The organism is Apibacter sp. HY039 (assembly GCF_004023655.1).
Lineage (GTDB): Bacteria > Bacteroidota > Bacteroidia > Flavobacteriales > Weeksellaceae > Apibacter > Apibacter raozihei.
Genome location: NZ_SAYM01000001.1, coordinates 790572 through 804745, shown reverse-complemented (window position 1 = coordinate 804745; position 14174 = coordinate 790572). Strand labels below are relative to the sequence as shown.

Here is a 14174-nt window from a genome sequence, read left to right as displayed (position 1 = left end):
CTTCTATTAAAAAAGTTAAATAGGTTTCCTATAATTTTTCACAACGAATTCAATACCAGTATCAACAATTTCTCCCATATTTTTACAGTGCTTAAAATGAAAACTATACGTAAGCTTCTGTAAATGAGTTCGTAATTGAACAACATTAGCCAAAGGAGCTATTTCATCCTCTTTCATTATTTTTATTAAATCCTGATACCTTTTATAACTGTTCATAATTCGCCTTGCAATTAAAGATCTGACTTCTTTTCTATATTGTTCAACAGAATTAGGCTTTAATTTTTCATCTACTAATCTAACCATTTCATTATTTTCCTTAAAATATTGAGGTAAGTATATTTTCAGATTACCTTCATAGCATTGTTGATCAAAATCTATAGCCCTTATTCTATAAACAATCTGATCGTAATCATGAGTAACTACCACCACATAATTATAAGATCTCATATCTCCCAGAAGCCCCACCATGCACCTTTCATTAAACTTGACAAATTCTTTGGCTATCTGGGATTTTTCCAAATCCGAACATTTAGGTAAATGTTTTTTTATAAATATATCACCCGGAATTCCTAAAATATGTTCTTCAATCAATGTATCCCGGTATACCATATAATTGACTCTGTGCGGAGACAGCATATCTTCCAGCTCGAGGCCGTATATACGCGATGCATCAGCTTTTTTAACATAAAAATTAGTATAATTATCATTTAAAACATTACGAACCCTTACACGAAATGGTTTTGAATTCCCAAAAGTGCAAAACTCAATGGAATCTACTTTTAAATATGGCAAAGATTCTTTATCTCCATCAGAATGTAATAAAGTGTATATCCTGTTAAGACTATTTTCAATTTCCGAATGTTCCCATTCAGTGTAGTAAACGCTCAACCACAAAGTATCATTTCCTTCTTTATCCTCAACCGAAGTATAATCACAAAAACGCAATAAATCATCATATAACAAAGGAGATACTGTAGTCCTGTTGTATTTTTCCAGATACGCCATCAACTCTTCCGATATAGGATATATAGGCTTACGAAATTCTATCTTTACATCTTTTTTGGGCTCTTTCATTAGAATACATAAATAAAAATATTAACTTAAATATACGTAATAAATTTAACTATTTTTAACTCTTTTAATACATGCTCAGAGATCCTGAACTCTAAAAATAAATTACAATTACTTATACCATTTTAAATAAAATTTAATCTATTTGCTTATTTTTAAAAAATATATTTACTGAATATTTCATCAAAAGTTAAGCAAAGAGAAATAAAATATAAAAAAGGCTTTGAATTAGAATGAAAAAAACTAATTTTGTAGACTAAGAAAAAAATCATATATGAAATTCATAGTTTCAAGCGGAGAATTATTAAAGGCTTTACAGCTAATAAGTGGGGTTACAGGAGGAAATTCTTCTTTACCAGTGTTAGAAAATTTTTTATTTGATTTGGATTCCGGAAAATTAACCATTTATGGTTCCGACGGAGAAACAACTATGAAAACCAGTATTGATGTTCAAAGTAACGATACAGGCAAAATAGCTGTTCCTTCAAAACTATTAACTGACACAGTTAAAACCTTCTCAGAACAACCCTTATCTTTTTCACAAGAAGGTAATCAGTTAGAAATTGTTGACGAAAAAGATAATTATTTTATAGCCCTTGACGATGTTGAGCAATATCCGACCATACCGGAGCTCGATACAGATAAATCAATAACAATAAAAGCTTCTGTATTAGGAGAAGCCATTGCTAATACAATATTTTCTACCGGTAACGATGCTATGCGCCCGGTAATGACCGGAGTTCTTTTCCAGTTTACTGATTCCGAATGCCGTTTTGTTGCTACTGATGCTCATAGACTTGTTAAATATACGAGAAAAGATATTTCTGTCGAGGAAGCTGTGGAATTTATCATGCCTAAAAAACCGCTAAATTTATTAAAAAACGCATTAATTGCTCATGAAGATGACGTTACTGTAGATTTTAATGAAACTAATGCCCGATTTACGCACAATCAGACCCAATGGGTTTGCAGACTGATTGATGGAAAATATCCCAATTATGATGCGGTAATACCTAAAGAAAACCCTAATGTCTTAACTATTAATAGACAACTTTTCCTAGGTTCACTAAAAAGAGCTGCTCTTTTCTCTAACAAATCTACATCACAGGTTCGTTTATCTTTAAATGGTAATCTTTTAAAGCTAAGCGCTGAAGATTTGGATTTTGCTAATAAAGCAGAAATGAGTCTTCCTTGTGACTACCATGGAGAGGAATTAAAAATTGGATTTAATTCAAAATTTCTAAATGAGATGCTGAATAACATATCCTCTGAAGACGTGACTCTGGAAATGTCAACCTCTAACCGTGCCGGAATAATTAAACCTGCGGAAGGTCTCGACGAAAATGAAGACATACTGATGTTAGTAATGCCGGTAATGCTTAATAATTAAAAAATATCAAAAATTTTAAAATATTCACTTACTTTTTATGCAAACAATAGTTTGCATAAAAAGTTTATTATAAATAGCTTATAGCAATGAAAATTTCATATAATTGGCTTAGTACTTATATAAAAACTGATTTATCTGTAGAAAAAATCGCATCTGTACTTACAGATACAGGACTGGAAGTTGAAAACCTGGAACTGATAGAATCTATAAAAGGCAGTTTGAAGGGTATTGTAGTTGGAGAAGTAATTAAGTGCGAAAAACACCCTAATGCGGATAAATTAAAAGTTACATTAGTTAATTTGGGCGATCAAGAGCCAGTTCAAATAGTTTGTGGAGCTCCTAATGTAGAAACCGGACAAAAAGTTCCTGTTGCTACAATAGGCACGACTTTATATACCAAAGAAGGCGAGGAATTTCAGATAAAAAAAAGTAAGATTCGCGGGGAAGAATCTTTCGGTATGATATGTGCCGAAGATGAATTAGGCCTTGGCAATGGTCACGATGGAATAATTGTGCTGAACCATGACCTTGAACCAGGAACTCCCTTAAGTGAAGTTTACCATGTAGGTACCGATTATGAAATTGAAATAGGACTGACTCCGAACCGAACAGATGCCATGTCTCATTACGGAGTAGCCAGAGATTTACATGCTGCATTGAAAAGCCGTAAAATTAAATCTGAATTACATCCCGTCACAACTGAAAACTTTAAATTGGATGAAGAAACAGAGAATCCTATTTCTGTAGAAGTAGAGAATCCTGACTTATGCCCTAGATATTCAGGAATTTACATTAAAGATGTTGAAATTAAACCCTCACCCGATTGGTTAAAAAATAGTTTAAAAGTTATCGGCTTAAGTTCTATAAATAATGTGGTAGATATAACTAATTATATCTTGCATTCCTACGGCCAGCCTTTACATGCTTTTGATGCAGATAAAATCGGGGGTAATAAAATTAAAGTTGGAACGGTTAAAAACGGCACCACATTCACCACTCTTGATGGTGTAAAGCGAACTTTGAACGGAACAGAATTACTTATAAAAGATTCCGACGACACTCCGATGTGCCTTGCAGGAATATATGGGGGTGCAGACTCTGGTGTTAGTAATAATACTAAAAATATTTTTCTGGAAAGTGCCTATTTCGATGCTGTTTCTGTTAGAAAAACTGCAAAAAAAGAAGGTATCAATACAGATTCTTCCTTTCGTTTTGAAAGAGGCGTAGATCCTAACAACACGGTAGTTGCTTTGAAGAAAGCATGTGAATTGTTTCAGGAACTGGCTAACGGTAAGGTTGTTGGACCTATAATTGATGAGTATCCTACTCCCGTTAAAAAGCAAAATGCTGTATTAAGATATCACAAAATAGATCAAATATTAGGAAAAAGAATTCATAGAGACCAGATAAAGGAAATTTTAAAAGCTCTTGAAATCACAATTATAAGCGATACAAATGAAACTTTAGATTTGGTTATTCCTGCTTACAGGGTAGATGTAACCCGTGAAATTGATGTTATTGAAGAAATTGCTAGGATTTACGGTTACAATCATATTGATATACCTCAAAAGTTCACATTTGCCTATGAGAGTAAAAATCACTTCGATGAAGAATCTCTGGAAAATCAAATTGCTAATCAATTAAAATACAATGGCTTTAATGAAACTATCAACAATTCATTAACTCAAAAACGTGAATCGGAAGGCAATTATGTTGAATTACTGAATCCGCTGAGCAATGAATTAGCAGTTATGAGACAATCCCTGGTTTATGGCTTATTAGAGTGTATTGCTTTTAATATTAATCGAAATCAAAAACAAATCAAATTTTTTGAATTTGGCAAAACCTATTTCAAAACTGCGGGTGGATATAATGAAAATAAAAAATTAGCTTTAGCATTATTTGGTAATTATCAGGAAAATAACTGGATATCTAATTCCAATACTTCTACATTTTATCATTTGAAAGGTGTGGTAAACCAACTATTGCAAACTTTTGGCCTGAATCTTGATGAGAAGCCTCTAGAGTCCAATTTATTTAATGACGGGTTAGAGCTATTCAGCAAAAAAAGTTCCATTGGAAAATTAGGTATCATTAATTCAAAACTTGCAAAAGAATTCGGAATAAAATCTGAGGTATTCTATGCTGAGTTGGAATGGGAGAAAATGGTTCAGGCTATAGCTGGAAAAGGAAAGTACAAATTACAGGACATTCCTAAATTCCCTGGTTCACAAAGAGATTTGGCTCTCTTGGTTGATAAAAGTATCAAATATCACGACTTATATAAAACTGCATTTGAAACAGAAAAAAAACTACTAAAATCTGTGAATTTATTTGATGTATATGAAGGTAAAAATTTACCTGATGGTAAAAAATCTTATGCATTGAATTTCTTCATTCAGGATGAAAATAAAACATTAACAGATAAGGATATTGATAAGGTTATTAATAAATTGCTGGAGAAATTCTCCACACAGTTTAAAGCTGAATTGCGAAATAATTAAAAACCAATATGCATAAAAAAGTAGTAGTTGTAGGAGCAGGTAGTGTAGCTTATCATTTAATTAGAGTATTACTGGATAATACGGTAAATGTTGTTCAGATATTTAACAGAACTCTAAGTAAAGCTCAGGAGCTGGCCAATAATTACAATATAAATTATACCGATAAAATTTCAGAAATCGTAAAAGCCGACATATATATAATATGTACAGCAGATAAAGCAATTTCTGAGATATCGTACTATATACCTTACGAAGATTGTTTAGTTGTACATACTTCAGGATCTACAGCTATTTCTGCATTAAAAGGCAAATACAGGAAAGGGGTTTTTTACCCTTTACAAACTTTTTCTAAACGAAGAACTATCAAAGACATTCCTTTTCTTATAGAAGCCGAGTTTCCTGAAGATGAGCTTTTATTACTAAATCTTGGAAAAAGAATATCAGAAGATGTAAGGGTTACAGATTCGGATACAAGATTAAAAATTCATATGGCTGCCATTTGGGCAAATAATTTTACCAATCACATGTATTATATAGCGAATGAAATTTGTAAAAAACAGAATATTCCTTTTGATATGCTAAAACCACTGATTAAAGAAACAGCAGGTAAAATTGAAGACGATATTCTTCCGTATGAAGCTCAGACTGGACCTGCCAGAAGAAACGAAGAATTAATAATTAAAAAACATCTAGAAATACTCGAAAAAGAATCTGATAGCCGAAAATATCAGATTTACCAACTACTAACTGATTCAATATTTTACACGTACAATGACAAATTATAAAGAAAAATTACATCACATAACTTCTTTTGTTTTTGATGTAGATGGCGTAATGACTGATGGAAGTCTTATTCTGATTAACAATCAGATGATTCGAAGTATGAACACTAAAGATGGATTTGTATTACAGTATGCTGTAAAAAAAGGTTATAAAATAGCAATTATTACCGGAGGTAAAGACGAATCGGTGGTAAGTAGAATGAAATACCTTGGTATAACTGACGTATATTTAGCCTCTCAAAATAAATGGGAGGATATGGAAGATTTCCTTTACAAATACGGACTTAAACCTCAGGAAGTACTTTATATGGGTGACGACTTACCCGATTATGATGTAATGACTAAGGTGGGTGTAGGAGCTGCTCCGAAAGATGCATGCAGCGAAATACTTTCAATTGCAGATTATATATCTCCTATTTCAGGCGGTCAAGGTTGTGTTCGTGATGTCATTGAACAGGTAATGAGAACCCGTAATGACTGGGACTATTTACAATCTAAAGATGACACAGCCTCTGTTTAACTATTTTTGAACGGAACTATAAATATTGTAATATTGTGATATATATCATGTAATTACATAAGTTATTTACTAACTTTATTGGTTAAAATTTCCTACTTTTATACAAGCCACAAGTACTTAAATATGAGAAAAAAAAACCAACGTAATTTCTGCCTGATCAAGTGTTCGGAAAATAATTACTTTCAATATCAAACCAAAAATCAAATTACATTTCAACAATTTATTTTTTTATTACCTCCTCTACAAAATTATATCTACAGATCTTAATACAGTCAAAATAAATTACGTCCTCAATATTCCGAAAGTCAATTTTGCTACTCTTCATAAACAATAATAAAAATAAGATCTAAAGTTTTTTTCAAAATTTTAGATTAAGTACAGCTTATAATTATTCATATACACATTAATTAGAAGAAGGTGAGAAATTTTCTCCCCTTCTTATTTTATAATCATTTACATTTTAATTCACATTTGTAATAATAATTATTAAATTTATATATTATTTATTAACCCGTAAGTATATGCATAAAATAACCGATGCGGCAAAGCTTTTAAACCCTGAAATTATCACACTTTTTATAACTATTATTTATTCTTTATTTATTCTTTACACAGTAATTAAAATAATTAAAGATACAGAAAGCCCTGCCAAAGCATTAGGATATCTGCTACTTGTACTGGTTTTACCGATAATCGGCGCCATACTTTATTTTTCAATAGGAGTTAATTACAGGCTCGAAAAACTGTATAAGAGAAAATATTTTCGGGACCGAAATTTTTACGAAACCATCAAAAATCAAATTTTTGAACATTCGGAAAAAAGAATTGAAAATCACAGAAAGCTTCTAGAGGGGAAAACACATCCTATCAGAATGCTTTTAAAAGATACCTCTTCAGCTTTATATACTGCTAATCGCACTAAACTTTTAATTAACGGCGAAAACAAGTTTACAGAAGTAATTGATGCTCTTAAAAAAGCAGAAAAACACATTCATATTGAGTATTACATTTTTTCCGATGATAGAATAGGCAATAAAATTAAAGAAATTCTAATTCAAAAAGCAAATGAAGGAGTAACCATTCGTTTTATCTACGATGATTTCGGTAGCCATTCACTTAATAAAAAAATGATACCTGAACTTCGAAAAGCTGGTGTTCAGGTAGCAGCCTTTTATAAAATAAAATTATATGCACTGGCTAACCGTATGAATTATCGAAACCATAGAAAAGTAATTGTCATTGATTCTAAAATAGGATTTATAGGTGGAATTAACGTTGACGACAGATATATAAACACTCCTGATACAAAGTTATACTGGAGAGATACTCACCTGATGATTGAAGGAGAAGCCGTTAACGGACTGCAATATAATTTCCTTAATGATTGGAATTTTTGCTCAGAAAGCCCTGTCGATTATTTTGACAGGCAATATTTTTATCCCAAAGACTCTAAGTTTACACAAAAAGATGATGAGCTAATCCAGTTTGCTGCCAGCGGGCCTGATAGTGACAGAGCTACCATCATGCTTGTATATAACGGTATTATCACTGCCAGCCAAAAACGTTTATACTTAACAACTCCTTATCTTATACCTAATGAAACGATTGTAAATGCGTTGAAATACGCTGCGCTTAGCGGAGTTGATGTACGCTTGTTAGTACCATACAATTCAGACAGCATGGTAGTTAATGCTGCCTCTTGTTCCTATTACTTGGAATTGCTGGCAGCAGGTGTACGTATTTTCAGGTATACCAAAGGATTTGTTCATGCAAAAACGATTGTTTCCGATGACAATCTTTCTATTGTCGGATCTGCCAACATAGATATGAGAAGCTTCGATTTGAATTTTGAAATAAGCGCTCTTGTATATAGTCGTAAAATCAATGAAGAATTATGTAATGCTTTTATGGAAGATTTAGCAAACAGTACAGAAATTTCTTATGCTGAATGGAACCAAAGAAATAAATTAGTCAAATTCGGAAACTCTATGGCTAAACTGATATCTCCTTTACTTTAAAACATAGGATTATCACTGATGCATATAATTTTCTTTTATGAACGGAATAATCTTACTATCTAGAAAATATAAAACCCCTTACAAATTAATTAAATTTTAAACTATAAAAAGCTGAAACTTTCTTATTAAAAATACCCATTATCAGACAAATCAAAAATAATGAATTAAACAAAAATTCAGACTTTCAACATTTGCCTATTATTTCTCACGCAAATGTCAATAAATCCTTTATTTAAATCAAAAATCAGGCTAACATTAATGGTGATTTTTTAACTGTAAAACTGATATTTTTTCGTATATTTGCCAACTAATTTTTTACCCTAGGCAGAGAATAAAAAATGAGCAATAAATTTCAAGAATACAAAGGACTCGATCTAAATAAATTTGCAGACGAAATATCTGCTTTTTGGAAAGAAAAAAACATTTTTCAGGAAAGTATTAACTCTCGTGAGGGAAAACCTCAATATGTTTTTTTTGAAGGACCACCTTCTGCTAATGGAATGCCGGGAATACATCACGTCATGGCCCGAACCATTAAAGATATTTTCTGCAGATATCATACACTAAAAGGAAAACAGGTGCACAGAAAAGCCGGTTGGGATACTCATGGATTACCTGTTGAACTGGGTGTTGAAAAGGAATTAGGAATAACCAAAGAAGACATTGGTAAAAAAATATCAGTTGAAGATTACAATAAAGCCTGCAGAGAAGCTGTAATGCGTTATACAGGTGCCTGGAATCAGCTTACCGAGCAAATAGGTTACTGGGTAGATATGAAACATCCCTATATTACCTATGAGCCCAAATACATGGAAAGTGTCTGGTGGTTATTAAAACAAATTTACAATAAAAATCTCCTTTACAAAGGATACACAATACAGCCTTATTCCCCAAAAGCAGGAACAGGATTATCCTCTCATGAATTAAGTCTGCCCGGTGCCTACCGAGATATAACAGATACAACTATCGTAGCTCAGTTCAAAGCTCTGAAAAATAGTACGGAATTGTTCTCTTCTATAAAAGGTGATGTATATTTCTTAGCTTGGACCACTACTCCTTGGACGCTCCCTTCCAATACGGCATTAACGGTAGGAACAACGATTGATTATGTATTAGTGCAAACTTTTAATCAATATACTTTTGAACCGGTAAATATTATCTTAGCCAAGGCATTGCTAAATTCTCAAATGAGCGGAAAATACAAATTATCCGAGACAGATGATGAGTTTGAAAATTATAAGGCTGAAGATAAGAAGATACCTTATAAAATACTTGCAGAATATAAAGGAAAAGATTTAGTAGGCATTAAATATGAACAGTTGTTACCATGGGCTTTACCTTACGAAAATCCTGAAAAAGCTTTTGTTGTTATAGACGGTGATCATGTAACTACTGAAGATGGTACTGGGATAGTACACACGGCCGCCACATTTGGTGCTGATGATGCTAAAGTATCTAAAGAGCACGGAATTCCTCCTATGCTGGTACTTGATGAAAATCAAAATCCGGTTCCGTTAGTAGACTTACAAGGTAAATTCCTTCAAAGTTTACCAGAACCGTTTGGAGGAAAATATGTTCGTATTGAATATTACAAAGATGAAGAAATGCCAGAACGTTCAACAGATGTTGAACTGGCCATTTTACTTAAAACGGAAAACAAGGCTTTTAAAGTTGAAAAATATTCACACAGTTACCCACATTGCTGGCGAACAGACAAACCGATTCTCTACTATCCGCTGGATTCCTGGTTTATTAAAATACCGGAAGTCAGAGATAGAATGTCTGAACTGAACAAATCAATCAACTGGAAACCTAAGGCTACCGGAGAAGGAAGATTTGGGAACTGGCTTGAAAATGCAAACGATTGGAATCTTTCCCGATCCAGATATTGGGGAATCCCATTACCTATATGGAGAACTGAGGATGCCAAAGAAGAAATAGTTATTGGTTCTTTAGAAGAATTAATGACAGAAATGAATAAATCAGTAGAGGCTGGATTCATGCCTCACAACATATTTGAAGGATTTATTTCCGGAGATTATACTGAAGATAATTATAGCAAAGTAGACCTGCATAAAAATATAGTAGACCAGATTATTCTTGTTTCAAAAAGTGGAAAACCGATGAAACGGGAATCTGATCTTATTGATGTTTGGTTCGATTCAGGCTCCATGCCTTATGCTCAATGGCACTATCCATTTGAAAATAAGGAAATGATAGATTCCGGAAAATCATATCCTGCCGATTTTATTGCAGAAGGAGTAGATCAGACCCGGGGTTGGTTTTACACACTTCATGCAATAGGCACTATGGTCTTTGATAGTCTGACGTATAAAAATGTGGTATCAAACGGATTGGTTCTGGACAGCAAAGGAAATAAAATGTCTAAGAGTAAAGGCAATGCGGTTGAACCATTTGAAACATTAGCCATGTTTGGTCCTGATGCAACCCGTTGGTATATGATATCCAACGCCCAGCCCTGGGATAATTTAAAGTTTGATTTGAAAGGTATTGATGAAGTAAGAAGAAAAATATTTGGCACTTTATACAATACTTATTCATTTTTCTCACTTTACGCTAATGTTGACGGGTTTACATTTAAAGAAGCTCCTATTCCTTTTCATGAAAAAAATGAATTGGATCAATGGATTATATCCGAATTAAATTTACTTATTGAAGAAGTTGATAATTTTTATGCCGATTATGAACCTACAAAAGCATTACGTGCAATAAACACTTTTGTTATAGACAACTTAAGCAATTGGTATGTAAGGCTTTCCAGAAGACGTTTCTGGAAAGGAGAATACTCTCATGATAAAATATCAGCATACCAGACTTTATATACCTGTTTAGTTAATGTTGCTAAGTTAATGTCACCGGCTGCCCCTTTCTATTCAGACAAATTATACCGGGATTTAAATCAGGTTACTAATCAGGAGCCGTTTTTATCTGTACATCTTGCTGATTTCCCTCTAAAAGATGCAAACAGTATAAATACTATTCTTCTGGAGCGAACCCATCTGGCTCAACAAATTACCAGCATGGTATTTTCACTAAGAAAAAAAGAAAATATAAAAGTACGTCAACCCTTACAAAAAATAATGATACCTGTGCTAAATGAAGAAAATCAATCCCATTTAGAAGCTATCATTCCTATAATCAAACAAGAAGTAAACGTAAAAGAAGTACAACTTCTTAATCCTAAAGAAGCTTCTGATTTAATTGTTAAAGCAGTTAAACCTAACTTCAAAGCTTTAGGACCAAAATTAGGTAAAGATCTAAAAACAGTATCCCAGGAGCTTCAGAATTTTTCAAATGAACAAATTCAGGAACTTGAGCAAGCAGGAAAAGTAAATGTTCAAGGGTACGAACTTACTCTTGAAGACATCGAAATCAGCACTCAGGACATCACCGGCTGGCTGGTTACCACTGATGGCAAATTAACCGTTGCCCTGGATATTACTATAACACCGGAATTAAAATCGGAAGGTATAGCCCGGGAATTGGTTAACAGAATACAAAATCTTAGAAAAGATCAAGGCCTGGAAGTTACAGACAGAATTTCATTGATTTTTGAATCAAATGAAGAGATTGAAAAAGCTGTAAATGCAAATTACGAATATATCTGCTCGGAAACCTTAACTGACAAGTTATCTTTTTCTGATAACATCACAGATGGAACTGAGCTGGATATTGACAATATTATTATTAACCTATCCTTAAAAAAAATGTAAAACTATGGCAGAAGACAGATTAAGATACTCGGACGAAGAGCTGGAAGAGTTCAAAGCAATTATCTTGGATAAAATTGAGAAAGCAGAAAATGATTTATCCATGTTAAAAGAGGCTTTTGTAAACGATTTAAATAATGGAACTGATGATACCTCTCCTACATTCAAAGCTTTTGAAGAGGGTTCTGAAACTATGAGTAAAGAAAGTAATGCTCAACTAGCATCCCGTCAGGAAAAGTTTATCCGTGATTTAAGAAATGCACTGGTAAGAATAGAAAATAAAACTTATGGTATTTGTCGTGTGACAGGTAAACTTATAGGTAAAGAACGATTAAAAGCTGTGCCTCATGCTACTTTGAGTATTGAAGCTAAAAATAAGCAATACTAAAAATGAAAAAAGTCCTAGGTATAACCTTTCTTATCCTGCTCATTGATCAGATATCCAAAATTTATATAAAAACTCATTTTCATTTACATGAAGAAGTAAAGGTTTTCGACTGGTTCTACCTTACTTATGTTGAAAATCCCGGAATGGCATACGGAGTACAATTGGGCGGGTTTTTAGGCAAGATAGGATTGAGCTTATTACGACTGGTTTTAATTGCCTTTATGGCTTTTTATATTAATAAATGGTCTAAAAAAGCAACTTCCTGGTTATTTATTATACCTGCAGGACTTATATTTGCGGGCGCAATCGGTAATTTAATTGATAGCATATTCTACGGAATTATTTTTGACACCGGCACTACGTACGATTCTGCTTTTCAGGTTTGGGACGGATATTCGGGAATTTCAAAACTTAATTTTGAAGGCTACGCTCCGTTATTCGGAGGTTGTGTTGTCGATATGTTCAGATTTCCGCTTATAGACAGTATCCTTCCCGAATGGGTTCCGATATGGGGAGGTGATCGTATTCAATTTTTTAACTATATATTTAATGTTGCAGATTCATCCATAACTGTAGGTGCAATAATACTTGCCTTTGCTTATTTTTTCAAGCCTGGCGTATTCCCTAAAGAATGGTTTAAATAATAAAATATATAAAGCTTTATATCATAAATGAGGAAATAATTTAAATTATTTCCTCATATTTTTTTCCTTAAATTTTACCAAGACTTTCTATTAATGTAAATTTGCACTTCATTAAAATACATTTATGAGAGTTTTAACAGGAATACAAAGTACAGGCACACCTCATTTAGGAAATTTATTAGGTGCTATTTTGCCCGCAATAAAATTAAGCAAAGACCCTAATAACGAGTCTTTTTTCTTTATTGCTAATCTTCATTCAATGACTCAAATCAAAGATTCAAAAATATTAAAGCAAAATACTTATGAAATTGCAGCAACCTGGCTTGCCTGTGGATTAGACACTTCTAAAACCTTTTTTTATCGTCAGTCCGATATTCCTGAAGTCACTGAGCTTATGTGGTACCTGCTTTGTTATTTTCCTTACAGCCGTCTGGCATTAGCCCATGGTTTTAAAGATAAAGCTGATAGATTGGAGGATGTAAATGCCGGTTTATTTACCTACCCTATGCTGATGGCAGCAGATATACTTTTATATGATGCAAACATTGTTCCTGTGGGAAAAGATCAACTTCAACATTTGGAAATGACACGAGATGTAGCTCAAAGATTTAATCATATACACGGAGAAGTTTTAGTACTGCCAGAATCAAAATTGCAGGAAAACACCATGTACGTGCCCGGAACTGATGGAAACAAAATGAGTAAGTCAAGAGGAAATACAATTCAGATTTTTGCTCCCGAAAAAGAGTTAAAAAAACAGATTATGTCCATAGTTACAGACTCAACACCTTTGGAAGAACCTAAAAATCCGGATACTTGTAATGCATTTGCTATATATAAGTTAATTGCCAGCAAAGATGAAACTGAAACTATGAGAAAAAACTACCTTGCTGGTGGTTATGGTTACGGACATGCAAAAAAAGAGTTATTGGAAATAATTCTCAGAGAATTTGCTGAAGCAAGAGAAAAATACAATTATTACATGGATAATTTAGATCTTTTAGAAAATATTCTTTTGGAAGGTGCAGAAAAAACCAGAGTAATAGCTTCAGAAACATTAAGCAGAATACGTAAATCTTTGGAAGTAAAATAAAAAAAATTGCAGCAAAAGAAATGACCTTTGCTA

Annotated in this window: 10 protein-coding genes; 9 read left to right on the top strand and 1 reads right to left on the bottom strand. The window is 33.0% G+C overall.

Features of this window, described 5'->3' with window-relative positions; translation table 11 throughout:
- Positions 1 to 15: 15 nt before the first annotated feature.
- Complete coding sequence (locus EQ921_RS03565; RefSeq protein ID WP_128330582.1) at positions 16 to 1074, bottom strand: hypothetical protein; 1059 nt, start codon at positions 1072 to 1074, stop codon at positions 16 to 18.
- A 271-nt stretch (positions 1075 to 1345) separates the two neighbouring features.
- Between EQ921_RS03565 and dnaN the strand changes: the two genes are divergently transcribed.
- The 9 genes from dnaN (at position 1346) to trpS (ending at position 14141) form a co-directional block, all read left to right on the top strand.
- Positions 1346 to 2461, top strand: coding sequence for a DNA polymerase III subunit beta (dnaN, locus tag EQ921_RS03560; RefSeq protein ID WP_128151287.1), 1116 nt, complete (start codon positions 1346 to 1348; stop codon positions 2459 to 2461).
- Positions 2462 to 2547: 86 nt separating this feature from the next.
- On the top strand, positions 2548 to 4965 hold the full coding sequence (gene pheT / locus EQ921_RS03555) for a phenylalanine--tRNA ligase subunit beta (protein WP_128330581.1): 2418 nt from the start codon (positions 2548 to 2550) through the stop codon (positions 4963 to 4965).
- Between the two features lie 8 nt (positions 4966 to 4973).
- Positions 4974 to 5750: a Rossmann-like and DUF2520 domain-containing protein gene (locus EQ921_RS03550; RefSeq protein ID WP_128151283.1), complete on the top strand. Its 777-nt coding sequence runs from the start codon at positions 4974 to 4976 to the stop codon at positions 5748 to 5750.
- Positions 5737 to 6267, top strand: coding sequence for an HAD family hydrolase (locus EQ921_RS03545; protein ID WP_128151281.1), 531 nt, complete (start codon positions 5737 to 5739; stop codon positions 6265 to 6267). The genes EQ921_RS03550 and EQ921_RS03545 overlap by 14 nt, the downstream gene beginning before the upstream one ends.
- A 521-nt stretch (positions 6268 to 6788) precedes the next feature.
- Entirely contained in the window at positions 6789 to 8285 is a 1497-nt protein-coding gene (gene cls / locus EQ921_RS03540) for a cardiolipin synthase (protein ID WP_128330580.1), read from the top strand.
- Between the two features lie 338 nt (positions 8286 to 8623).
- Positions 8624 to 12019, top strand: a complete 3396-nt coding sequence (gene ileS, locus EQ921_RS03535) for an isoleucine--tRNA ligase (protein ID WP_128330579.1) — start codon at positions 8624 to 8626, stop codon at positions 12017 to 12019.
- Positions 12020 to 12023: 4 nt separating this feature from the next.
- Complete coding sequence (locus EQ921_RS03530) at positions 12024 to 12404, top strand: TraR/DksA C4-type zinc finger protein (protein ID WP_128151275.1); 381 nt, start codon at positions 12024 to 12026, stop codon at positions 12402 to 12404.
- Between the two features lie 2 nt (positions 12405 to 12406).
- On the top strand, positions 12407 to 13048 hold the full coding sequence (locus EQ921_RS03525) for a lipoprotein signal peptidase (RefSeq protein WP_128151273.1): 642 nt from the start codon (positions 12407 to 12409) through the stop codon (positions 13046 to 13048).
- 124 nt (positions 13049 to 13172) lie between these two features.
- Positions 13173 to 14141: a tryptophan--tRNA ligase gene (trpS, locus tag EQ921_RS03520; protein ID WP_128330578.1), complete on the top strand. Its 969-nt coding sequence runs from the start codon at positions 13173 to 13175 to the stop codon at positions 14139 to 14141.
- Positions 14142 to 14174 lie beyond the last annotated feature (33 nt).

Excerpts from the sequence above, each read along its gene's own strand:
- EQ921_RS03565 (WP_128330582.1), bottom strand. The coding sequence starts at position 1,074 with ATGAAAGAGCCCAAAAAAGATGTAAAGATAGAATTTCGTAAGCCTATA.
- dnaN (WP_128151287.1), top strand. The coding sequence starts at position 1,346 with ATGAAATTCATAGTTTCAAGCGGAGAATTATTAAAGGCTTTACAGCTA.
- pheT (WP_128330581.1), top strand. The coding sequence starts at position 2,548 with ATGAAAATTTCATATAATTGGCTTAGTACTTATATAAAAACTGATTTA.
- EQ921_RS03550 (WP_128151283.1), top strand. The coding sequence starts at position 4,974 with ATGCATAAAAAAGTAGTAGTTGTAGGAGCAGGTAGTGTAGCTTATCAT.
- EQ921_RS03545 (WP_128151281.1), top strand. The coding sequence starts at position 5,737 with ATGACAAATTATAAAGAAAAATTACATCACATAACTTCTTTTGTTTTT.
- cls (WP_128330580.1), top strand. The coding sequence starts at position 6,789 with ATGCATAAAATAACCGATGCGGCAAAGCTTTTAAACCCTGAAATTATC.
- ileS (WP_128330579.1), top strand. The coding sequence starts at position 8,624 with ATGAGCAATAAATTTCAAGAATACAAAGGACTCGATCTAAATAAATTT.
- EQ921_RS03530 (WP_128151275.1), top strand. The coding sequence starts at position 12,024 with ATGGCAGAAGACAGATTAAGATACTCGGACGAAGAGCTGGAAGAGTTC.
- EQ921_RS03525 (WP_128151273.1), top strand. The coding sequence starts at position 12,407 with ATGAAAAAAGTCCTAGGTATAACCTTTCTTATCCTGCTCATTGATCAG.
- trpS (WP_128330578.1), top strand. The coding sequence starts at position 13,173 with ATGAGAGTTTTAACAGGAATACAAAGTACAGGCACACCTCATTTAGGA.